Annotated in this window: 20 protein-coding genes and 1 pseudogene; 10 read left to right on the top strand and 11 right to left on the bottom strand. The window is 35.4% G+C overall.

Annotated elements, in window-relative coordinates; translation table 11 throughout:
* Positions 1-102: 102 nt before the first annotated feature.
* From B2C77_RS18460 to B2C77_RS18415, 10 genes are all read left to right on the top strand, one after another.
* Entirely contained in the window at positions 103-639 is a 537-nt protein-coding gene (locus B2C77_RS18460) for a DUF1572 family protein (protein WP_077706367.1), read from the top strand.
* Positions 640-1,002: 363 nt separating this feature from the next.
* The gene (locus B2C77_RS18455) at positions 1,003-2,466 is read left to right on the top strand and encodes an APC family permease (RefSeq protein WP_077706366.1); all 1,464 of its coding nucleotides are present in this window, start codon (positions 1,003-1,005) and stop codon (positions 2,464-2,466) included.
* A gap of 512 nt (positions 2,467-2,978) precedes the next feature.
* On the top strand, positions 2,979-4,367 hold the full coding sequence (gene ltrA, locus B2C77_RS18450; RefSeq protein WP_077701832.1) for a group II intron reverse transcriptase/maturase: 1,389 nt from the start codon (positions 2,979-2,981) through the stop codon (positions 4,365-4,367).
* Between the two features lie 318 nt (positions 4,368-4,685).
* Positions 4,686-5,420 carry a glycerophosphodiester phosphodiesterase gene (locus tag B2C77_RS18445; protein WP_077706365.1) on the top strand — a complete coding sequence of 245 codons (735 nt, stop codon included), beginning with the start codon at positions 4,686-4,688 and terminating at the stop codon, positions 5,418-5,420.
* A gap of 146 nt (positions 5,421-5,566) precedes the next feature.
* Positions 5,567-6,619: a glycosyltransferase family 4 protein gene (locus tag B2C77_RS18440; protein WP_077706364.1), complete on the top strand. Its 1,053-nt coding sequence runs from the start codon at positions 5,567-5,569 to the stop codon at positions 6,617-6,619.
* 70 nt (positions 6,620-6,689) lie between these two features.
* Complete coding sequence (locus B2C77_RS18435) at positions 6,690-7,895, top strand: acyltransferase (RefSeq protein ID WP_077706363.1); 1,206 nt, start codon at positions 6,690-6,692, stop codon at positions 7,893-7,895.
* Positions 7,873-8,592, top strand: a complete 720-nt coding sequence (locus tag B2C77_RS18430; protein WP_438272968.1) for a glycosyltransferase family 2 protein — start codon at positions 7,873-7,875, stop codon at positions 8,590-8,592. Before B2C77_RS18435 ends, B2C77_RS18430 begins: the two co-directional genes overlap by 23 nt.
* Before the next feature lie 8 nt (positions 8,593-8,600).
* Entirely contained in the window at positions 8,601-8,984 is a 384-nt protein-coding gene (locus B2C77_RS18425) for a DUF2304 domain-containing protein (protein ID WP_077706361.1), read from the top strand.
* A complete protein-coding gene (locus B2C77_RS18420) occupies positions 8,981-9,322 on the top strand; it encodes an EamA family transporter (protein WP_077706360.1) in 342 nt (113 codons plus the stop codon). The genes B2C77_RS18425 and B2C77_RS18420 overlap by 4 nt, the downstream gene beginning before the upstream one ends.
* Before the next feature lie 3 nt (positions 9,323-9,325).
* The gene (locus B2C77_RS18415) at positions 9,326-10,711 is read left to right on the top strand and encodes an ArnT family glycosyltransferase (RefSeq protein ID WP_077706359.1); all 1,386 of its coding nucleotides are present in this window, start codon (positions 9,326-9,328) and stop codon (positions 10,709-10,711) included.
* Between the two features lie 240 nt (positions 10,712-10,951).
* Here B2C77_RS18415 and csaB read toward each other — a convergent pair whose 3' ends face one another.
* From csaB to B2C77_RS18365, 11 genes and pseudogenes are all read right to left on the bottom strand, one after another.
* Positions 10,952-12,052, bottom strand: coding sequence for a polysaccharide pyruvyl transferase CsaB (gene csaB / locus B2C77_RS18410; protein ID WP_077706358.1), 1,101 nt, complete (start codon positions 12,050-12,052; stop codon positions 10,952-10,954).
* Positions 12,052-13,917, bottom strand: a complete 1,866-nt coding sequence (locus B2C77_RS18405) for a DUF5693 family protein (protein ID WP_077706357.1) — start codon at positions 13,915-13,917, stop codon at positions 12,052-12,054. Before B2C77_RS18405 ends, csaB begins: the two co-directional genes overlap by 1 nt.
* Positions 13,914-15,482: a putative polysaccharide biosynthesis protein gene (locus B2C77_RS18400; RefSeq protein ID WP_077706971.1), complete on the bottom strand. Its 1,569-nt coding sequence runs from the start codon at positions 15,480-15,482 to the stop codon at positions 13,914-13,916. Before B2C77_RS18400 ends, B2C77_RS18405 begins: the two co-directional genes overlap by 4 nt.
* The gene (locus B2C77_RS18395) at positions 15,479-16,213 is read right to left on the bottom strand and encodes a WecB/TagA/CpsF family glycosyltransferase (RefSeq protein WP_077706356.1); all 735 of its coding nucleotides are present in this window, start codon (positions 16,211-16,213) and stop codon (positions 15,479-15,481) included. The genes B2C77_RS18400 and B2C77_RS18395 overlap by 4 nt, the downstream gene beginning before the upstream one ends.
* 672 nt (positions 16,214-16,885) lie before the next feature.
* Positions 16,886-18,067 (bottom strand): CDP-glycerol glycerophosphotransferase family protein, encoded by a 1,182-nt coding sequence (locus B2C77_RS18390; RefSeq protein WP_077706355.1) that lies wholly within the window; start codon positions 18,065-18,067, stop codon positions 16,886-16,888.
* Positions 18,060-18,458 (bottom strand): glycerol-3-phosphate cytidylyltransferase, encoded by a 399-nt coding sequence (gene tagD / locus B2C77_RS18385; protein WP_077706354.1) that lies wholly within the window; start codon positions 18,456-18,458, stop codon positions 18,060-18,062. Before tagD ends, B2C77_RS18390 begins: the two co-directional genes overlap by 8 nt.
* A 318-nt stretch (positions 18,459-18,776) precedes the next feature.
* A pseudogene (locus B2C77_RS22195) lies at positions 18,777-19,502 on the bottom strand (UPF0236 family transposase-like protein).
* A gap of 28 nt (positions 19,503-19,530) precedes the next feature.
* Positions 19,531-20,067 (bottom strand): UPF0236 family transposase-like protein, encoded by a 537-nt coding sequence (locus B2C77_RS22190; protein WP_254844001.1) that lies wholly within the window; start codon positions 20,065-20,067, stop codon positions 19,531-19,533.
* Positions 20,068-20,724: 657 nt separating this feature from the next.
* On the bottom strand, positions 20,725-22,293 hold the full coding sequence (tnpC, locus tag B2C77_RS18375; protein ID WP_077706353.1) for an IS66 family transposase: 1,569 nt from the start codon (positions 22,291-22,293) through the stop codon (positions 20,725-20,727).
* 79 nt (positions 22,294-22,372) lie between these two features.
* A complete protein-coding gene (tnpB, locus tag B2C77_RS18370) occupies positions 22,373-22,726 on the bottom strand; it encodes an IS66 family insertion sequence element accessory protein TnpB (protein ID WP_077706352.1) in 354 nt (117 codons plus the stop codon).
* The gene (locus B2C77_RS18365; RefSeq protein ID WP_077702792.1) at positions 22,723-22,917 is read right to left on the bottom strand and encodes a hypothetical protein; all 195 of its coding nucleotides are present in this window, start codon (positions 22,915-22,917) and stop codon (positions 22,723-22,725) included. The genes tnpB and B2C77_RS18365 overlap by 4 nt, the downstream gene beginning before the upstream one ends.
* Positions 22,918-23,222: the final 305 nt, after the last annotated feature.

Genomic DNA, 23,222 nt, shown 5'->3' with positions numbered 1-23,222 from the left:
CAGGCGAGCTTTTTCAACAAAACGGCAATGTTTTCACTATAAGTGTTTGGCAAGAAGCCCCTTTCATTTAAAATAGAAGAAATTAACATGGAGGTTGAAGCGATGACTTTAGGGGATGAATATATACGTATTATTAAACAAAGGTTTGTACAAATCAAGGAGCAAGGGGAGGGCGCTTTTCAACAGTTGAATGAATCGGATATACATTGGACATTGAATGAGGCTTCCAATAGTATTGCTGTCATTGTGAAACATTTACGAGGCAATATGCTGTCAAGATGGACGGATTTTTTAACAACTGACGGAGAGAAAAGTAATCGACATCGAGATCAGGAATTTATTAACACTGTCGATTCAAAACAGCATATGCTTACTTTGTGGAATGAGGGCTGGTCTGTCTTATTTGCAGCATTAGAACAGTTAACGGCTGCGGATTTGAAAAAAAATGTAAGGATTCGCGAACAGCCCATTTTAGTTTTAGATGCGATTGAAAGACAGCTTGCTCATTATGCTTCCCACGTTGGACAAATTATGTTAATTGGCAAGCAGCGAAAGGGAAATGAATGGAAAAGCTTAAGCATTCCTAAAGGGAAATCTGAAGAGCATTTAAAAGAAATGAAGCAAAAATATAATAAATAGTTCTCACGTTGGCATTCTGTTTTTTGTACTATAAAAAAGAAAAAAATTTTATACAATGGAAATCATCATGGTTCACTTCTAATGATCTATGATGGTTTTTATGTTTATTCATTTGTCATAAGCTTATCCATTTATGCTGTGAAACACTTCCTTGAAGTTTAATTTATCCATGAAACAGGAATAAGGAAGAATATATATTAAAACTTAACGTTCAAGATGTTATTCTACATGAGAGAGGCAGAAAAAGCTTCTAAACAACAATTTTAGACTTATGGTCCATTTGTTCGTTTACTACAAAACATGATAGCATTTTACAAGTAAACAAAATCGTAGTTATTTAAAACTAAAGGAGATTCCAATTTTATGGAAGAAAGAACGACGCTGAAGAAATCTTTAAAGGCTCACTGGGTATGGGCGATCGCTTTAGGTTCATCAATTGGTTGGGGTGCATTCGTTCAACCGACCACATGGATGGAAACAGCAGGTCCACTAGGGGTCATTATCGGTTTGAGTATTGGAGCAATATTAATGATGCTCATTGCAGTAAGTTATGGTTTCTTAATTAAAAGCTTCCCGGTAACAGGCGGAGAATTTGCCTATGCTTTTATAAGTTTAGGTCGGACACATGCATTTATTAGTGGATGGTTTTTAACGTTAGGATATATTTGCATTGTAGCGTTAAATGCATCTGCCTTTGCTTTAATGTTTAAATTTGTGTTTCCCACATTGATTGAAAACTTTCCACTTTATCAAATAGCTGGTTGGGACGTTTATGGAATGGAAATTATTATTGCTTCCGTTGCTTTAGGGACATTTGGTTATTTTAATATTCGAGGGACAGGCATTTCTGGTCGCATGCAATTTTTATTTTGCAGTGTGATGATTGCTAGTATCTTAATGATTACATGGATGGTTGGGGCACAGCCGGGAACAGGTCTTTCCAGTGTACAACCTTACTTTCCTTCTGACACAACTGCTTGGGCTGCTATTATATCTATCGTAGCCATTGCTCCTTGGGCGTATGTTGGCTTTGACAATGTACCACAAGCAGCCGAAGAATTTCATTTCTCATCTAAAAAAGCATTTTCCTTAATTATTATGGCGATCTTTTTTGCAGCTGTCTTGTACAGTTTAATGATTTTAGCCACTGCTATGACACAGCCATGGGAAGGCTTAGTCGCAGAGGATCATGTATGGGGAACAGGAGCAGCCATTCAAGAATTGCTTGGCACCATTGGCTTAGTGCTCTTAGTAACGGCATTAACGATGGGAGTATTTACGGGGTTGAACGGGTTTATTATTTCTTCAAGCCGTCTACTATTTGCAATGTCACGAGCTAAAATAATACCTGCCAGCTTTTCAAAACTGCATCCAAAATATAAAACTCCCTACATTGGGATCATCTTTACTGTCGTCGTTTCTGCATTTGCTCCATGGTTTGGAAGAGAAGCACTATTATGGGTCGTCGACATGTCTTCTATAGGTGTAACCATTGCTTATTTTTATACTTGTTACACGGCGTTTACATTATTTAAAACAAAGAAAACAGTCGCATTCAATCCGAAGAAACATATCGTTTCTCCATTTAAGAAAACCATTTCAGGTGTTGGGATGCTAGCTAGCTTAATCTTTTTAGCATTATTATTAATACCTGGATCACCGGCTTTTCTCGGTATAGAATCTCAAATTGCCTTGGTCGTGTGGATTGTGCTAGGTATTGGCTTTTATTTGGTGAAACGTGGAGAGTTTAATAAGATTCCAAAAGAGGAGTTAAATTACTTAATATTAGGATCGAAAGAGATTGAGGCGGAGAATCGCCATATATAAAATAAGACAACTCAAGAGCGACAAAAAATAATATATAAAAGACGATTCTAAATTTTAATTATTAGAATCGTCTTTTTAGGTGCGCCCTGCATGGGCGAAAACTTGGTGGTGAAAGTCCACTACAGGCATGGCAGTAGGAACTGTTAGCGAAAGACAAGGTGGCTATCGCGAGGTAGTGGCTGAAGGAAGTCGGACGCAAACTCCTGAACTGACGAACAGAAACTAGATAGAAGGCTGAATTAGGTCGGATAAGGTTGCCTAACAAACTGAAGTCCAATACTGCCCGAAACCTATACAGTAAATCTAGCAGTTACATGGGAGGAAAGTTTTCGCTCTTACCGGGGGAGGTCTTGTGAGGGTGCAGTGGGAGTTGAATGATAACAAACCAGCACAACCAAGACGATGACGTCTTGGTGAATCACAAGAAGTCAGCAGAGGTCATAGTAATGTTACTTGACGAAACATGAAGGACCGAACAATAGTCGTTTTGAAAGCTCTAGGAGGTGTGTAAGGTGCGACAACTGCAGAAAACAGGAGAATCTGGCTATCGGCAGAGAGATAGTGTGGAACATGAAGGGTATGTCGAAGCGCATAGTGGCTTACATGGTGAAAAGAACAATCAAAATGGTGTATCCAATCTGTTTGAAAGAATCCTGTCAAGGAACAATCTCAATCAAGCTTACCTTCAAGTCGTCAGAAATAAGGGGGCAGCCGGTGTAGACGGTATGACGTGCGACCAACTACTTCCATACTTGAAGGAACATAAAGAGGAACTATTACTCCAGTTATATCAAGAAAAATACAAACCGCAACCCGTCCTGCGGGTTGAAATCCCGAAACCAGACGGTGGAAAGAGAAAACTGGGGATTCCGACAGTCATCGACCGGATGCTTCAACAAGCGATTAACCAAGTGCTCCAACCAATATTTGAACCAAAGTTCTCCGATAATAGTTTTGGGTTTCGTCCAAAACGTAGTGCACATCAAGCCATCATACGGGCAAAGTCATACTACGAACAAGGGTACAAATATGTGGTGGATTTGGATATGAAATCCTACTTCGATACGGTAAATCATGACAAACTGATGTATTTCGTGGAAAAACAGATAGATGATAAGCGCGTGCTTCGCTTGGTAAGACAGTATTTATTGAGTGGAATTATGATAAACGGTATCTTTGAGAAATCGGAAGAAGGAACGCCGCAAGGTGGAAACTTATCGCCGTTACTCAGTAATATTTATCTGAATGAATTAGACCAACGATTAGAAAAGCGTGGTCACAGATTCGTCCGCTATGCGGACGACTGTAATATCTATGTGAAAAGCAGGAGAGCAGGATATCGGGTAATGGATAATATAACGAACTTTCTTGAGAAGGATCTGAGTTTAACTGTTAACCGAGAAAAGAGTGCGGTTGGAAGTCCTTTGAAACGTAAGTTTCTTGGCTTCTGCTTATTAGCTACGAAGAAGGGTGTCAAAATTCGTCCGCATAATAAAGCGAAAGTGACCGTCAAAAGGAAACTCAAGCGGATCACCAAACGCAATCGTGGACGACATCTCGAAGTGATTCTTAAAGAAATCCAACAACTTATGACAGGTTGGATAAACTACTATGGCATAGGGGAAATGAAAGGATTTATAAAGAATCTCAATGGATGGTTGAAGCGAAGAATTAGACAATATCTCTGGAAGCAGTGGAAAAACCCACGCACAAAAAGGAAAAATCTAATTCGCTTAGGTATCGATAAACATAAAGCTTATGAATGGTCGAATACAAGAAAGGGCTACTGGGTTATATCCAGTAGTTATGTACTCCATCGTTCATTAACAGATAAAGAACTGGCATCGAGAGGATATAAAGACATCGCTCTACAATACCAGTTCGTACACTCAAACTATTGAACCGCCGTATACCGAACGGTACGTACGGTGGTGTGAGAGGGGCGTAAAGTTACTTAACTTTTCCCTCTACTCGATTTATCTTAACTGAAAAAGAATAAAAATTAATAGAGGGTAAAACTTTGATATGGGGGGTTATTTACTTTGCGTACAAAATGAAGGTCGAGATACTTCGAATACAATACATTAAAAAAAAGTATTAATGAAAAATCTTAAAAATTTACAAACTCTTTACTTTAATCTAATATGGGCTCAATGTTCAATATTTATAATAGAACTAATCTAATAAATACATTCTTTAAATGAAAAGGAGAATCATTTATGTCTATTAGAGCTATAGGGCACAGGGGATATCCAGCTAAATACCCAGAGAATACAATCACTTCATTTCATGCAGCTATTGAACTAGGGGTTACACATATAGAACTGGATGTACATCTAAGTAAAGATGGTATTCCTGTTGTGATGCATGACTATAAAATAGACCGGATGACAGATGGAAGTGGGGAAATTAGACATTATACTTTGGATGAGTTGAAGGAATTCAAAGTACAAGGAAAAGAAAGTATCCCTACACTAGAAGAAGTACTTCATTTAGCTAAGAACAAAGTTACGGTGTCCATTGAGATGAAAAACACAAAGTTATACGACTCCTTTGAAGAGAAGGTATTTCAAGTAATACAACAAACAGAGATGATTGAGCAAGTTTATGTTATTTCATTTAATCATCATGCGCTAATGAATTTGAGGCAATTGTCAAAAAATATAAAAGTTGGTCCTTTAGTAAATAAGATGAAACGATCCCATTTCAGACTTATTAATAAACTAAATGCTGAATACTTGGCAGTTAAGCATGATGGGATAAAAAATAAATACGTTAGAAAGTTGGATGAACTTGGAATTCAGGTTGTTGTTTGGACTGTGAATAATATTGAACAAATGCAACGATTTAGTGAATATCCATCTGTTCTTATCACAACAGATGAATTAGAAAAATACAAAAAATTCAAAAGTGATTTTAGTAATATAGCAGAATATAAGGAAGTTATTGTATAAAAAAGGTACATCTTATCAGACCTGAGATTTCACTTTTTATAACGCGGTCATTCGATGTAGTGGTAAAGAATTGACAGCGTTATTCTTATGCAGAAAACATAGTTTTATAGAAATAGATATTAGCTAGTAAATGCAGGAGGATTCTTATGATTTATATTGGGGCTATGATGTGCTTTTTAACAGTGATTATTTTAACTCCACTGGTAAAAAGATTAGCTATAAAGGTTGGCGCAACAGATGAACCAAATAATCGAAAAGTACACGAAAAAATAATGCCTAGATTAGGTGGACTGGCCATCTATGTTGGCTTTTTATTAGGGTTTTTAATTTTTATACCAGAAACGATTCATTATTGGCCTATTATGTTAGGTGCAACTGTTATTGTATTTGTTGGAATTTTGGACGATCTATTTCAAAAGTCTGCAAAATTTAAATTTATTATGCAAATCATTGCTGCTGTTGTTCCAGTTGTAAGTGGTTTTAAAATAGACTTTATTACATTGCCGTTTACTGATCGAATTGAATTTGGTTTTTTTGCTGTGCCAATAACAATTCTTTGGATTGTCGCAATTACAAATGCAATTAATTTAATTGATGGTTTAGATGGTCTAGCAGCTGGTATTGCAGCTATTGCTTTTTTAACAATTTCCGGCTTAGCTGTTTCAATGGGAAATCTGCCTATTGCGTTAATTTCACTTATGATGTTTGGCAGTACAGTAGGTTTTCTTCTATTTAATTTTTATCCCGCAAAAATATTTATGGGCGATACTGGATCTTTATTTTTAGGATATATGATCAGTGTTATTGCAGTTACCGGTCTATTTAAAAATGTCGCTTTGTTTTCACTTTTGGTTCCCATAATTATTTTGGCAATTCCTATTTTAGATACTGTATTTGCGGTTATTCGTCGGATAATACACAAAAAGCCAATATCCGCACCAGACAAATTCCATTTGCACCATTGTATTCTTAAACTTGGATTTACACATAAACAGACCGTTATTTTAATATATGGAATGAGTATATTATTTAGCCTAGCTGGAATAGTTCTAAATCGTTCAGAAATGTGGAGTTCTATTATTATTTTAATATTAGTATTAATAATAGTCGAGTTACTCGTTGAATTAACTGGAATAATCAGCGAAAGTTACCGCCCGTTATTAAGATGGTTAAGAGTAGAGAAAATAAAGTCAAGGTAAGAAATGAAGATAGAATTATTATTTTAGTATTTAATACTTTAAAAATTCTTAACAAATTCTATATTGCGATATGGTGATAGCAGTGAATAATTTAAAGAAAAAATCATTGGATGAGGTACAATTAGCAAGAGCTTTTGCGATCTTTGCTGTTCTAATTGTTCATTCTTCATCAAGTGGCGTAACAACTATAGAACATGATTCCATCCTTTTTCCAATATACAACTTTTTTAATATAGCGGGAAAGTTAGGAACACCAACTTTTATTATGTTAAGTAGTTTTGTTCTATTTTATAACTATTATCCAAGAAAAATAGATACAGGATTAATAAAGCGTTTTTATGTTAAACGATTAAAATTTATTTTAATTCCATACGTTCTATTTTCAGCAATATATTTCGTAATTAAGATGTATGTTTATTATGATTACCCTAGTATATCTTATGCCATCCAACGGTTTTTATTTTTATTAGCCTTAGGCAAGGCGCATACACATTTATATTTTGTTTTTATTAGTGTTCAGTTTTATTTATTATTCCCGTTGTTGTTATTAGCGTTTAAGCAGTTTTCATTTTTGAGAAAGTATGCTGTTTTAATTGGTTTAATTGCACAATGGGTATGGGTTGTGCTGAACGACGTATATTTTCATATCCCATGGAAAGGGTCGGTGTCTTTTTCTTATTTATCCTTCTACTTTATTGGAGCGTATCTGGGAATGTACTATACAGATATAAAAAATAAATTTAAGCGACCATTGTTTAAAGATCAAATCATTATTCTGTTAAGCGTAGGATATGGTGTGATTTTAATTCTTTATACAGGATATATGTATTTGGCAAGAACGAACGTGTTTTCAAATGTAGCTAATAATCTTCATCCGCTCGTCGCTAAATATCTAGGGGAGTTTACATGGGCAACACATGCTTTATTTGCAGGATTGTTATTATTTTATATAGCGCATATTGCGAATAAATCTGTTAAACCAAGGGTAAAATTATTTTTAATGGAGATTGGTGCAACCTCATTTGGGATCTACCTAATCCACCCATTATTTTTAATGTTATTTCGGTATTTAGTTAATGGTGGTTCACCAATTGTATATAATAGCTGGCAAATTTTTTCATTTGTATGTGTCACATTTTTGAGTTGGTTCGTGGTTCGTTTGGTCTTCAGATTGTTCCCGCACTATTGGTTGCTTTTTGGGAAAATGGAACAGCCACATTTATTCTTTAAAAACATGAAGGAAGGTGATGAACTTGAACTTAGAAAACATTCCTAAAACCCTTATTATCGTTCCTGCTTATAATGAACAAGAAAGTATTGGAAAAACTTTAACTAGTTTAATGGAAATGAAGAAAAAAATAGGAAATTTAGAAGTATGTGTTGTTAATGATGGTTCAACAGATAAAACAGAAGATATTGTAAACATGTTTGACGTAGTTCAACTTACACTTTCACAAAATTTAGGAATTGGTGGGGCAGTTCAAACAGGTTATAAGTATGCTTTTAACGAAGGATTTGAAATAGCAGTGCAGTTTGATGCAGATGGACAGCATAAAACAAGCGATTTGTTTCAATTGGTAGCACCAATAATAAAAAATGAAGCGGATATGGTTATAGGTTCTAGGTTTTTGCAGAGAACGGATTATAAAGGAAGTAAACTCAGAAGAGTTGGAATCTATTATTTTTATCTCATTTTAAAGTTATTAACAAAAAAAAGCTATACGGATCCTACCTCAGGTTATCGAGCTATAAATGCTCATGTAATTGAATTGTTTGCCAATAATTATCCAAAAGACTATCCAGAGCCTGAGGTATTGATGCATTTAACTAGAAAAAGGATGCGAATACAAGAAGTTACAGCAAATATGCAGGATAGGCAAGGAGGGGAGTCTTCTATCACCCCTTGGAAAAGCGTTTATTACATGGGAAAAGTTACCCTTTCCATACTAATGCAATCAATAGTTAAGGAGTAATGCACTTTATGGATATTACAGTATTTAGTTTTATTATCGTTTGTATTTTCTTTGTAATAGTAATTGAAGCTGTAAGAAGGGGGATTTTTGAAACAAAAGATTCACTTATTTGGATTTTTACATGCATTGTTCTAGGAGTATTGAGTCTCTCACCAGGATTTTTAAACTTTTTAGCAAAGCTCTTGGGAATTGCATATGCACCTAGTTTACTTTTTTTATTTGGCTTACTATGTACCATCATTATGATTTTCGACTTGACGAAGCGAATATCCAAATTAAATAATAAAGTTATCCTTCTAACACAAGAGCTATCTTTACTGAAACAGGATTATCAGAAACATAAACATTTAACTAAAACAGATAGACAGAGGCAGAGGAAAGAAAACGTATGAATTATATATTGTTAGTCATTAATATATTATTATTAGTAAGTGGACAGATGCTATGGAAAGCGGGTATGTCGCAGATAGGAGAAATTACTTTAGGAAGTATATGGCAAGTTGTTAAGTCTCCGTACATCATCGGCGGAGGAATTATTTATGTATTTGCTACAGGACTATGGCTTTTTATTCTTTCGAGAATGCCTTTTAGTATAGCGTATCCATTTCAGAGTTTAGCGTATGTCATCGGTGTAGTAATTGGATATTTTATTTTTAAGGAAGTTGTTACCCCTACACAATGGATTGGAGCAATAATTATTGTGTTTGGAGTTTATTTAATTGCGAGGTAAATTATGGAACACATGACAATGTCTCAAAAGTTATCAAATCACTTACCTATATACTTACTTGGGATTATTTTGATTTTTAGCCTTATTTTACATATTATTTTCTTTGTTGAACACCCTGGAACTAATTTCATTCAACCTACCGATCAAGAAATACAGGAGCAATTAAATAACGGAAAAATCAGTGAAAGAGTTGCAATGTTAAGAGAACATACTTGGAAATACGGAAGTAGAGATGCGTACTTATATTCAGAAATGGCCAATCAAATTATTAATGATGGCATCTATGGTTACAATACGGATAAGCAAAGCAATGCCTTCGTGACACCTGGTCATCCATTGATACTAGTAGTAGTTTTTCAAATTGCCAATGTAGTTAACATGGATCAAATGACAATGGTTAAAATATTTAATATGTTATTAAGCATAGCAACCATTGCCCTAATATACTTAATTGGTACCAAGGCCTTTAAAAATAAGTGGGTAGGCCTTGTTGCTGCTTTATTTTACGCAACATATTTCACACCGCTTCATTATTTTAGGACAGCACTAACTGAAATTCCAGGTATCTTCTTTTTTTGCTTGTCCATTTATTTATTCTTACTAGCAATGGAGAAAAATAAAAAGTTCATTCACTTTTTATTTGCTGTTGTATTTTGCTATGGTGTACTCATTCGACCTGTTATTGCCCCATTAGTTTTAATTGGGTTTATCATTATGTTTATAAAGCATCGTAAGCGACTTAAAACGTGGGTTTTAATTAGTAGTATTTGGGCAGCTGGGGCAGCGGTGATTATCGCTCCATGGGTGATTAGAAACTTTTTATTATTTGATGAGTTTATTCTTTTATCAACTCATTCGGGTAATAGCTGGTTTGCCGGAAGTAACCCATTTAATATATATGATTTCTCGGATTATTTCAAAGAACAAAAGGAATTAGGAATGGATAGTAAAGAATATGCTATTATGAAAATAAAAGATGGTTTTGAAAATAATTTTGGTTTATGGCTTTCGTGGTTTACGGTTGGTAAAACATATGAGTTATTCAAACTCCCTGACGCCATTTATTATTATCATTCGTATAGCTTTGCAGGAACTGTAAAGACAATGCATAATTACTTAGTAAGCATTGCAATAGTTACAACAATTATTAGCTTGTTTTCACGTAAACGAGAAGCAGTTGCAGTAGCAGCGGTTTTAATTATGTATATTGGATTATCTAATTTGTTCTTAACCATACCCCGTTACGGATTCTTTATTATACCAATTATGTGTGTATTAAATGGCTATGCAGTTATAGCTGTTACAACGAAGGTGGTAGAGATTGTCAAGAAAGAACAAAGGCGCAAGCGACCGGTTAGCAACGTAGCTAGTGGAACGAAAATCAACTGAAGTTTTAGGAATCATGCTCCTGCAACAGGAGTATGCCGGCGCCCTCCGGCAAGCCCGTCTTTAGTCGGCCTTCCTATTTAGACGAACCGATGATGACTTATCGTAGGGCGATTTCGTGAAGTCGCCTAGTTGTTGGGCGCTGGAGCCGGACGTGGCTAAATAACTTAGTAAGTTTACCCACAGCTGCTAAATTTTATAATTTCCTAGACGACAAAAAAGCAAATTAAATGCGAACAAAGCTTAGTAGCTTTGTTCGCATTTAATTTGTTTATGGAAGGCACTTAAGGCAAGCTCTGGTGTGCGCTGAGCACTGCGCTTATGAATGGCTAATTTTTCTTTTAAATGCACTCTAATACGATCTTCGTTAGTGAGAGAGTCAATGGCTAATTGATATAAAACTTGATTATTCCAGTCACTATGTTCTACATGGCCAGCTAAAGGCTGATCAACAAGGGAAGCAAAAGCATCTATTTTTGGATCATAAGAAATAGCAATAAATGGTGTATAATTAATTGCTGAGAATATCAGTGAGTGAAGACGCATCCCGATAAGAAGGTTAGCTTTTCCTATAAGAGCTATCTTTGATTGCAACGAGTCGTCAGCAGGTGAAATATAACTTTTTTCCTTCATTCGTCTTGCTGTTTCTTTGGATGTTTCCTCATCTTGTTCACCATGCATGGGAATGAAAACAACATCGTAACCATCCTGAACAAGTCGATCTAAACATAATGCTATTTCTTTTGTAAACGGTTGAGTAGTTGGCCAGTCTCTTACACTCACGGTTACGAACTTTTGCTCAAAATTCTTAAACTCCCTCCATTGACTGGTATAAGCAAAGGGGTCTAATCCTATTACTGGATCTGGAACAATGGAGCTGTCTTGCCTAATACCAATTTCTGCTAATAATTGTTGAGAAGCCTTATCTCGTATCGTTATTTTTTCAACATTATTTAAAGTGTGTTTAACAATCCATTTGTTTAAACGTCGGTGAATTGGTCCCATGCCTTGAGCGTAAATAAATACAGGTTTTCGAAATAACTTAGCTAATTTTATTATTCCCGTATAATATGGAATAGTAAATCTGCCCGTTTTGTCTTGTAACAGACTTCCTCCACCACTAATTAACCCATCTGCATCCTTTAATGCTCTAATAATTTGCGAGATTTTCTTACGATGTACAGCATTCACATGATATGTGTTTTTTGTTTTCTCAGGATTATTAGATAGTACAGTAATCTCTACTTGTGGATCAACCATGCGAAGTTGCTCGATTATAGCAAATAATATGGCTTCATCACCGACATTGTCAAAACCATAATAGCCAGATAGTACAATATGCATTATTGCGGCTCCCTTCTAATGGCAATGTATTTAAAGACCATTGGAGCGCAAATTTTGTATATATAAATACATAACAAACCGATAAGGTATCCAATTACTATACTGTATCCCGTTCGTAACAATGAAATATGCAAAGGTATATGAAGGTGAGTAAATGTATTCATCATTGACAAAAAACCAATGGTTCCTGGAATAAGCAATAATTTACCTATGAGTTGATGATTACCCCACACATAAATTGCTAATAAGTAAGCTGGAAAACCTATGAGAAACTCTTTCGTTCTAGGTCTTACATATAGTAATTGCTCTAATCCGCTACGAATAGCTAGCTCTATTTCACTTACAGATGCATTATTACCCGTTCGTGTCATGTAATAAAACCCTACTGATCCAATGACAAGAATAATAATCATATGCCAGTATTTCACAGAAATATGTTGTAATTTTAAAGCTTCTCTCCACAATAGAAATAGAAAGACGAATATAATTGGAATAGCATAAACAAGTTTTACTCCTCGAAATACTTCAAACCCAGTGATAAATGAATTTCCATTTAGCAAGCCGACAATCATCCATATTCCAATAAAAGTAATCCCGATTGCTTTCATATATTGAACGGTAATGTCCTTCATACTATTTGTATTTCTCATTGTGCTTAATACAGCGTAAGTGGGAGCTAAAATAGCAATGATTAACGCAAAGCCTTGTAATAAAAATAGTTTTTGAGTCAATAAGTAAGCAATTGCTAAAACAGTCATAAGCGTGGTGGAAATAAAGACCCACTTCTTCCTCCTTAACAAAGTAGAAGACAATCCTGTAAATAGAATACCTGCAGCAAATAAAGCCATCTGTATCCAAATAGGGGTGTTTATTTTCGCAAACGGAGCAGGTATTCCTTGAGTATACTGGCCTGCTAATTTATCATGTACTCCTTCAATAAATGTGGTTGCGTTCTTTAGACGATCTTCAGGTGTACCAGTTTGTATATGGAAGAAAATTGAACGTATGTTACGTTCTTTCACAGCTCTAACTGCTTGATCCACATTTTCAGGCAAACTCTTATTGTCTAAATCCAAACTGTGTAGTCTAATTATGTTATAATCTGTATTACGAGCAACTGTCTGTAATCCTTTTTGGAGGTTAAATTCTATAAAATAAAATTGATAACCATTATTGGAGAGTGAATTTGTCCATTTTTCAACTTTTTCCATATTGGGGTAGCCAATAATTTCATTACCAGAAAACAGTATATTACTTGTGTCTAATTCTTTCATTTCATTAAGTTGTTCCATTATATTTCCATTCACCAGCTGATCTTCATTTCCTGCACGGAGAATAAAATTCAAACCGCTTGCTTTTGCTTGTTCAATCATTTCTTCATTATAGGCAAAGTTGGACGATAGTAAACCCGGTTTTTCTTTAATGAAGTAAAATGTTTGATCTTTAATGGCAATGGTTTCTGGATTTAGATTTTGTTCGATAATCTGTTTAAAATTTGCTTTTTTAGGTTGAGTAATATAGTACCCTTTTTGGAGATCATTCATTTCACGGTTTTTATCATTAAATAAAAGAGCCTTTTTTATTTCCTTATCGTTATATATGGAAATAAGGTTTTGGTCTTCCATCCAATTTAAAGATATGGGCGCTATACTGACTGTATTCAATCCAGCTTCTTCTAACCTGCTTAATATATCCTCTATATTCAAATCTTCTGTTTCAGCAGCCAATTTTTCAATTTCATTATAAGGAACAGCAATTTCGTAAGTATTATTCGTTTTTTCTTTTTGCCATCGATCAGTAAGTCCCGGGATGGTGATTACTAATAATAGTAGCAAAGCAAGCCAAAGCCATTTCGGTTTCATCATCTGTCAGCTCTTCCTTTCTTTTGTATGCCTGGAATATACTGCACGACCTCGTTCATATTGATTACTTTCATGAAGAGTAATAACGTAACATAAATAGTTGATCCAATTATGATAGCGATAGTTAAATACATGAAGGCTTGAGGACGTGTCCAGTCAGCTATGGAAATATATAATGTCGGTAATCCAATAACGACTGCCATAAACAGTGAAGCTACTTGTATTTTAAAAATCATTCTTTTCATCACCTTAAATGGCTGATGATTATATATATACCAAGTGTTAATAATAAATAAAATAATATATACTGCTAATGTTGACAGTGCTGCACCGACTAGTCCTAGAAGGTGAATGAAATAGATATTTGCTATAGCTTTAATTAATACGCCTAATATCACAAATAGGGCAGCTTGTTTAGCGAGGTTTAACCCTTGTAAAATACCGGTGCTTAAAACAGTTAATGAAGTAAAGACAGAACTAACTCCAATAATAGCTAATACCCAATTTCCTTCCAAGTCTGTAAATAAAGCTAAATTGATTGGTAAAGTTAGCGCAAGCAAGCCTGCTGCTGCAGGCCAAGAAAGGAGATGTGTGAGTCGATATGTTTTTTCAATTAAATTTCGAACTTGCACAGTATTTCCTTTAGCTAATTTAGTTGTAATTAGTGGTATCAATGGCAAAATAATCGATGTGGCGAAGACAGTTGCGATTTGTACAACGGAAAGCCCTCTACCGTATATACCATAGAGATAATTAATATGTGATTCAGAAGCTTCAATAACTCTTAAACCATATGGAATCGTAATAGAGTCAATAAAATTAAGCAAAGCCATGGTAATAGCCCCAATAGCAATTGGTATAGATAACTTTAAAATATGCTTACTCCATGAAGTAAAGCGATGAAACGTAAATTTTCGAGATGTTGCTTGCTTAAAAGAGGACCGAACGTATTTTACTCGTAAATAAACAAGAGAGATAAAGGCACCTACTACTGAGCCAATCATTATCCCACCAGCAACTACATTATCTGCAAGTTCTCGTTCGACCAATAAATAAGCGATAAACAAAATTAATCCAACTCGAATAAATTGTTCTATTACCTGTGACACAGCAGTAGGCTTCATATCTTCAAAGCCTTGAAAATACCCCCTATAGACCGCCATGTATGGTGCGACTAGTAATGTAAGGGCTACTATAATTAAAGCAAATCTTGTGGATTGTCCGCCTAATATTTCTGCGATGTTTGTGGAAAAGATGTAAATAACTAGAAAGCTACTTAGGCCGAACAGAAAAGCAAGAATACTTGCTGTTATGTAAATTTCTTTGACTTGATTTAATTGGTTTTGGGCACGAGCGTCTGCAATTAGTTTTGAAATAGCAATAGGAATGCCTGCTACGGATAATATTAAAGCCACCATGTATATTGGATAAACAAGACTGAAAATTCCTAATACACGATCACCTGCTATATTTTGTAAAGGGATACGAAATATACTTCCCAATATTTTAGATATTAATGTAGCAGCTGTTATTAAAACTGTGCTTTTTACAAAAGTAGAGCGGCTCACGAGTTTTTCCCCATTATTTTTTGCTTCAAAATACAAATAACGAACTGTGGTAATGCAAGCATCCTTTTCCACCTGCTTGGCTGCTTTAGCAGTCGATAAAGCCATTCTACATTTAATCTTTGAAAAATACGTGGAGCACGTTTAACTGTACCTGCTATAACGTCGAAAGATCCTCCAACCCCAATAAATATTCCTTCGTTAAATTTATATAAGTTGTTGGCTATCCAGGTTTCTTGACGTGGACAACCTAACGCAACAAACGTAATATCTGGTTTCAAATCTGCAATTGATTCAGCTACCTGATTAGATTTCCAATCGAAATATCCATCTTGCATACCAACGATCTCTAAGTCAGGGTACTGAGATTCAATGGCACTTGCTGTTTTTAGCAAAGTATCCTTTTGGGCACCAAGTAAAAATATTCGATATTGTTTTTGGTTAGCTAGCTTTAATAAATGAATCATTGTATCAAAGCCTGTAACACGTTCTGGTAAAGGTTGATTTAATAAAGCTGCTGCTTTTACAATCCCAATTCCATCAGCTACCACATACGTAGCACTGTGCATATATTGCCAAATATCTTTATCTTTTTTTGCCTTCATCACAACCTCGGGATTTGCTGTAATAACAAATGTTCTTTTACTTTGCGCAATCCTCTGATCTAACAAATCTACAAAAGATTGTTGGTCTGTATGAAGGAAGGGGATTCCCATTATTTTAACGTACTTCATGACGGTCACAAACTCCTTTAAACGAGGTGAGATATGTACAATTAGATATATTGCTTATGTATGTACGATTCATTCACTCATACCTAGATTTAAAATAAATTTTAATTTAGTTTTCATTTTGAATCAATTCTCTTTTATATAGTATAGGATATCATTGTCTTTTTTACTTTAATAACAGTGAAAATTTTTTCTGTGGCGGTTTTGCTTGTTAAAAAGGATACATCCATAAGTATTTTTAGCAATTACACTTTTAATTATTTTTTAAACGATCACCATTACGACCAAGTATTATTGGTTAAATTTTGTCCTAAACTTTGACTTGCATTATTAAAGTGGTAAGTCAATTCTAGATATTTACGTTGTTTTTTTGGTTTAAAGAGCACAAGAATATAATTATACTAAGGAAGTATGAGATTTATAACAAGATTGCAACAAAATAGTATAAGGATATATTTTTATCTGTTTTTTAAAAGCTCCTTTATTCTACCAAACGTAGTTATTCTATTTATATAACAACATAATACTAGTATATTTAAGCTTAAATTTCATTATTATTTACAGATAATTAATAATCTTTACGAAAACTTAACAGTAGTGAGGTATATAATATGGTATTCTAATAACAAGATAGTTGAGCAATAAAAAAACATCCCTAATGATAAATATGGGATGCTAAATAATAGCTTTTTCTCTTTCTTTTAATTCTGTATTGGTTAAATACTTTGCTAAATTCAAACTAGCTGTTCCGTTTGAATATTCATTCCATTGTTTTGCAAATTCTTTAATTTGTTCATAGTTAAAATTGTCTTCCTTAATTGCAAGAATAACAGCTTCGGTTGAATCTGCTATAGGGCCAGGCATTTGGTCTTCGTAATTATCAATTAATCCACTTGTAATTCGATATTCTTCTAAATCATATGCGAAGAATATCATTGGCTTTTCAAGTAAGGCAAATTCAAATGGAATAGATGAATAATCTGTAATCAATATATCCGTTATTAATAGCAGTTGATTTGTATCGTAGAACTCCGATACATTATACACAAAGTCTTGAAATGCTTCACTAATTTCAAAAGTAACAGCAGGATGCGGTTTAATCAACAGTACGTAATCATCTGATATTTCTTGATACAGCTTTTCCAAGTCCAATTGTATTTGATAGTCATTTAGTTGGTTGCTTCTGAAAGTTGGTGCATATAGAATTATTTTTCTATTATTTATCAGTGGATGTTTTTCTGTTAATTGATTGTAAATACGATCTCTTGTTGAATCGTCAAATAAAACATCAGATCTAGGTATACCTGTACGAAGAATTCGATCGTCCGTAAGTCCGAAACTTTCTTTAAATGTTTCTGCCATTCGCTCTGAACCAACAACAGTATAATCAAAACTATTATAAACTTTTTGAAAACGTTTGTTTGCTTTTTTAGCTCTATATTTATTAGTAGGGTCCTTTAAGCCGAATTTTTTAATAGCACCAGCAGCATGCCATACTTGAACGCACGTGACTTCTTCTTTGAATGCAGTAGCTGCCAAAAATCCATAATAGTTATCTACTATAATCGTTTTAGCGGTAGCAAGATGATAGATTGATTGTATATAAGCAATTGGACGCTTTAAACTAAATGAAATAATGGTTGCTTTTGAATGATAAAAGGGATGTTTACACGAACCACTTTTTAAAATGACCATTTTTTCATTGGATATGTCAGATATTGATTGTGTAGTATAAAAGATATTATCTCCAAATGTTGCTACACAAACAGTTTTTGTTTTTAATGGAAATTGTTTAAAGAAATTAAAAAGTATACGAAAAACAAAAAGGTATAAACTTATTGCAATTTCTTTACCCATTATTTGCCATATTTAAGTCTGTCTTAATCTTTGTCGTAGAAATACCAACTGTTCTCGGTAAATAAATGACCTCACAATAATCCTTTAAAAAGTCAAACTTACCTTCCCAGTCATCTCCCATTAGGAAAACATCAATGTTGTGTTTTTTAACATCTTCTATCTTTTGTTCCCACGTATACTCAGGTATAACTTCATCTACGTATTTAATAGCCTCTAAAATGGCCTTTCTTTGTTCAAATGTGTAATACGCTTTTTTTCCCTTCAGAGCATTAAACTCATCTGCTGAAATTGCCACTATTAGATAGTCTCCATATTCTTTAGCTCGACGTAGTAAATTTATATGACCCATGTGTAGCAAATCGAATGTACCATAAGTAATTACCTTTTTCATTTTCTTAAACCTCCAAATAACCGAGTGATGTTAATTATATTATACTATAAAACATTTACGTTGCGTTTACAAATTCTTAACATTAAACTTAAAGTTTATTATATAACAAAACTTTGATAGATGAAATTGTAAGATTCTCACCGATTGAGTCAAGTACTTGTGAGAGATTTTTTAAAGTCCCTTATTTTGCATGGTTTTAGATTCAGTTTTTGGTAGCGATTTCAGTTCTTCCTTCCTTTATTCTTTAAAGCTTTTTTGCTTTTTTTTAAATGCCTCGCAACCCTTTTAAAGCAGCCGTAACTGGTTTCCCAAGAGCCCCTAATAACCCAGGTTGTTCCGGGTTGCTTCTGCAGCGCTGTCCTTCAACTTCTCTACAAAGTGTTTAGGTGGCTTCTCTTTCTTGCTTTTTTCTGCTATTTCCATTGTCGGTTCAAGCATACCCTGTAATTTCTTAATCTCAAGATTATCTTTTAGGGCAACCATAATGTCGATAAATTTATCAAGTCCGTTTTCGCACCAGTTGCGCCCATTTTTAAGGCGTCTGGCGAACACGCTCACCGTTCCTTCTGCACTTCTCGTGGTGCGAAATCCTGTGGTGTCTATACCTTTGCTTCTCAGCTTCTCACAGTAGTCTCCAAGTGCTTCCGGATATTGAGAAAACTGGGCTATTAACTCTTCCAACCGTTCTTCCCTCTTATCATTTTCAAGCGTACCAACTGCACTATTCAACTCCACCATAAAGTCTTCCCAGTCATAGTTTGCCATTTTTTTTCGAATGGCTCGATATCTCGGATGTTTCCTAAATAACCGTTGTACATCACGGGCAACATGAAAGCGGTCAATGACAAAGGTGGCATTGCCTCGGAAATAGTCGCGGCAGGATGTGATCCACTTTGCCCCGTCCCCGTTTATAACGAGATGGTGTTTGGTCGGATCATACTCTTATGTAGCCATTAAATATTGCTCAAACTCTTCCCAGAACGGCAGCTTTCCTTCATGAATAAAATGTCTTTTTTCTATCAGTTTTGCCCGCTTGCCATTCATTTCCCAGCCCTGATGTACACTGGCAATTTTAATTTCCCTGCCTTTTATTTTTTTCTTGACTTTTCGTATAAAGCCCGTCCACTTCCAAGAACACGACATCCTGCTCAAGCGGGACAGACTTCTCTGGCACAACCTCCGCATTCAACAACTGCTGGCGTATGCCTTCATGACTAATTACAGGGTAGCCTAAAAGGTTTTCCATTGCCCGACTGGCCTGACGGTAAGAAACACCTGTAACAGCCAATTCAATCACCAAATCCTGCACCACCGGACTCATCCCCTTGGTGCCGTCAAATGCTAAATATTGATCCAATAAAAATACATAGTTCCCCGTTTCTCTATCTTGATAATAATTCCTTTTCAACTCGACCTGCCCGAAAACAGATTCAAATTTTAACGTTCTCTTATCCTTTAAATAAAACCTTTTCTTATCCCTCGTTGTTGCAATGGTTTCATCTAATTCCTGAAGCGTTTGTGACATCACCTCTGAAAAACTTTCCTGTAATGCACGGTATGTAATTTGTTCTAACTCTTTCATTGTGATTGTAGATATGGTATCTTTCAATGGAGGGCCTCCTTCTATAGTTGGTATTGTCGTAAACTTAACTATACAAAAGAAGGTCCTTTTTTTCATCTAAAACGACAGTAGAACTACCGCGCTTCGCTTGCTGTCCCCGTCATAGGTGTTGAACTCTTCCGACTTCAACACCTATGACGGGGGTGTATGTTCTCCCATAAACATTTTACTCTAACGTTCTCACCCAAAAGGTCAAAAAACACCTAAATAGATGAAAAAAAATCGTTGTAATTGAAATAGCACTTTGATGTTGGAGGTTTTGGCTCATGTTTAAGCACGGTAAAAGGACGTACAAAAAACACTATTTGATCAGGATCAATCCTTTCCAGGCTATGTAATGGACATGTTACAAAAAAGCTGGGCGGGTGACTTCTATCGTTTTATCTTCTCGCAAATTAATGAAGAACGCTTTTCTGTTCTCTATAGTGACAAAGCGAGTCGCCCGAATATACAATCGTCATGTATTCATCTAAATAATAAAACCTTTATCTTATTGTTGATGCCTGCGATATAATCATTCCGCGGAAAGCGAGTATATTTCCCTCTGCGACCTTAGCAAAGTAAGCCCGAAATAAAAAATGCGCACCTTTTTGGTACGCATGACAAATAACCGTATAATCTTGATTTTTTAAATCAAATTTACGGTTATTTACTACATTCGGCTTGAATCATTTTTGACCAAGGCATATATTCATTTAAAACCTCTGGATTTCTATGTATATGTAAATTTGGCAAATCCGTTAGTAATTTCACCAGATAGCGATAGAAATCTATACCATTTACCTTAGCCGTTTCTGCGATACTTAAACAGATCGCATTGGCTTTGGCGCCAGCCTCGCTCACGGAAAAAAGCCAATTTTTTCGCCCGATTACACTTGGACGGATGGCGTTTTCCGCTGGATTATTATCCATTTCAATACGACCATCTTTCAAAAATGCTTTTAGTCCATTTATCCTGTTTAGCGTGTAATCGGCAGCTTTGGCGAGTGCGCTTTTCCCATAGAATGGTGATTTATCAACCCAGTCCAGAAACTTATCTACAATGGGTCTTGAGAATTTGTTCCGCCTTTTTCTCCGTTCACTCGGTGATAAGTGCTTAAACTGCCTCTCCAATTGGTATAAATCATCACAATATGTTACACCAATTCGCCCATTTTTACTGTCTGCTTTTAGCCAATAGCGGCGAACATGTGCCCAACAATTTGCGAAGGTCACCCCTTCGATTTTGTCATAGGCAGAATAACCATCGCACACAATGGTCCCTGAATAATCTTCAATGAAGCTTTTAAGAACAGATCGTGCGCGTGATAATGCACTTTGAAACAAAACGATGGTTGGCCCTTGACAAGGGACTGTTCGATAAACCCAATTATAAGCGTTGGATTGACCGGATTTTCCATCGGATCGGTTGATGATTTGTCCATGCGTTTCATCGACATGTAAAATCGATTTAGACATCATCTTATGCTTCATATGGTCATAAATAGGCAATAGCCAATCATGCGATGTTCGGATAACCCAATTAGAAAGATTTTTATCATTTGTATTCAGGCCGTAACGTTCCCATTCTTTTACTTGCCGGTAAAGGGGTACGTATTGCATGAATTTATCATAGATGACTTTGGCTAGAACGCTGGGACTAGCGATACTTCGCTGAATGACTGGTTGCGGTGCTTTGCCACGTTCAATTTGCGCTGGCTGGAATGCATCACCTTTACAGTTTTTACATTCATAGGCATGTTCCACGTGTTGCACTTTCCTCATTTTCGCAGGAATAAAGGTTGCTTCTTCACGCACCATGGTGCCACCAATCTCAACCATTTGACGATTGCAACATGTGCAGTTTGTATTTTTTGGATGATGGTGGATCACTTCTACCTCGACATCAGCACGTAAGGAATCATTTCGTTTTTTTTGAACCTTTCGTACAACAGTATAAGAAATCGTCTGTTGGCTTTGTTCTTCTGTCTGCTCAGAATCGGTAAAAGTTGAATCATCATCAAATAAGGAGGTCTGCCCATCAGGCGCATTATATTTCGATTTCTCTGTTTTAGCTCCATATAAAAGCTTTGTTAAATGGCGAACTTGCTCGGTTAACACTTTAACCTGTTCCGATAATTCTTTGTTTTGTTGATTAGAAAGATCCAATTGTTCTTCAAGAAGCCGAATTAATTTATCGGATGGATTCTCATGATTAGAAGAAGTATTAACCATCCAGTTCACCACTTTCCGTTCGAATAAGGTAGTTATAGTATACCATGTTGAACGTAAGAGTGAAGCATTTGTAGTAATTTTAGAACAAACTTTTTGGTGATTGTTGAATCGCCTTTGGCTGCTGCATGGATAAACCTTCGAGTAACCATCGAAGTTCTTGTTGCGATAGATTTCGCACCTCATTTTCGTTTTTGGGCCATTGAAGTTTTCCGTTATCTAGACGTTTATACAGCATGGCAAAGCCATTGCCATCAAAATATAAACATTTATATCGGTCCTTACTCCAACCGGAAAATAAGAAGATAGAATCTCCGTAAGGGTCAAGGTCAAAAGAATCCTGAACCAATGTCGCTAGTCCATCAATGCCCTTTCTCATATCTGTCTTACCACAGATGATGTAAATATTTTTGACATTTGTATAATCGTATTTCATAGGTTTTTCAACTCCCTCATAATGGTTTGAATGATGTGCTCATCTACGCCGTTAGAGAAGGAAATATCAACTTTGCCCATTTTGATGGTGCAAGTTGAATAGAAAGACGGCCCCTCTGGATAGGATGCAGTACTATTTTCATTTTTGGAATGTAATGTAACGGGGACAATGGTAAGTTTTTGTTCAGGCATATAAAAGCACCTCCTTTTATTGATATCTATATCTTACCAAGGAGGTGCTGGGATTTTATATGCGTGGTTTGAATGGGGGTTTACTTAGCAAAAGTGATATTTTATGGAAAACGAGCTTTTAACAAAGAGAGGGTAGAGTGAATATCACACTACCATATTTGACAGAGAACCAATTTATATTTACACAAAATATTTTACACTCTCGTAAACTTCAACTATAATGCAATATGATGTAAAATGAAAAAGTAGAAGCATGATAAAAGTTGTGTTATTATTTTGTTTGTAAATTACTAGTGAATTTGTTT

This window comes from Virgibacillus dokdonensis (assembly GCF_900166595.1).
GTDB lineage: Bacteria > Bacillota > Bacilli > Bacillales > Amphibacillaceae > Virgibacillus > Virgibacillus dokdonensis.
This window is presented reverse-complemented; position numbering and strand designations above follow the sequence as displayed.

Bases quoted from the DNA above. Each gene is read 5' to 3' on its own strand.
- B2C77_RS18460 (WP_077706367.1), top strand. From the start codon at position 103: ATGACTTTAGGGGATGAATATATACGTATTATTAAACAAAGGTTTGTA.
- B2C77_RS18455 (WP_077706366.1), top strand. From the start codon at position 1,003: ATGGAAGAAAGAACGACGCTGAAGAAATCTTTAAAGGCTCACTGGGTA.
- B2C77_RS18445 (WP_077706365.1), top strand. From the start codon at position 4,686: ATGTCTATTAGAGCTATAGGGCACAGGGGATATCCAGCTAAATACCCA.
- B2C77_RS18440 (WP_077706364.1), top strand. From the start codon at position 5,567: ATGATTTATATTGGGGCTATGATGTGCTTTTTAACAGTGATTATTTTA.
- B2C77_RS18435 (WP_077706363.1), top strand. From the start codon at position 6,690: ATGGTGATAGCAGTGAATAATTTAAAGAAAAAATCATTGGATGAGGTA.
- B2C77_RS18425 (WP_077706361.1), top strand. From the start codon at position 8,601: ATGGATATTACAGTATTTAGTTTTATTATCGTTTGTATTTTCTTTGTA.
- B2C77_RS18420 (WP_077706360.1), top strand. From the start codon at position 8,981: ATGAATTATATATTGTTAGTCATTAATATATTATTATTAGTAAGTGGA.
- B2C77_RS18415 (WP_077706359.1), top strand. From the start codon at position 9,326: ATGGAACACATGACAATGTCTCAAAAGTTATCAAATCACTTACCTATA.
- csaB (WP_077706358.1), bottom strand. From the start codon at position 12,052: ATGCATATTGTACTATCTGGCTATTATGGTTTTGACAATGTCGGTGAT.
- B2C77_RS18405 (WP_077706357.1), bottom strand. From the start codon at position 13,917: ATGATGAAACCGAAATGGCTTTGGCTTGCTTTGCTACTATTATTAGTA.
- B2C77_RS18395 (WP_077706356.1), bottom strand. From the start codon at position 16,213: ATGAAGTACGTTAAAATAATGGGAATCCCCTTCCTTCATACAGACCAA.
- B2C77_RS18390 (WP_077706355.1), bottom strand. From the start codon at position 18,067: ATGGGTAAAGAAATTGCAATAAGTTTATACCTTTTTGTTTTTCGTATA.
- tagD (WP_077706354.1), bottom strand. From the start codon at position 18,458: ATGAAAAAGGTAATTACTTATGGTACATTCGATTTGCTACACATGGGT.
- tnpC (WP_077706353.1), bottom strand. From the start codon at position 22,293: ATGGTTAATACTTCTTCTAATCATGAGAATCCATCCGATAAATTAATT.
- tnpB (WP_077706352.1), bottom strand. From the start codon at position 22,726: ATGAAATACGATTATACAAATGTCAAAAATATTTACATCATCTGTGGT.
- B2C77_RS18365 (WP_077702792.1), bottom strand. From the start codon at position 22,917: ATGCCTGAACAAAAACTTACCATTGTCCCCGTTACATTACATTCCAAA.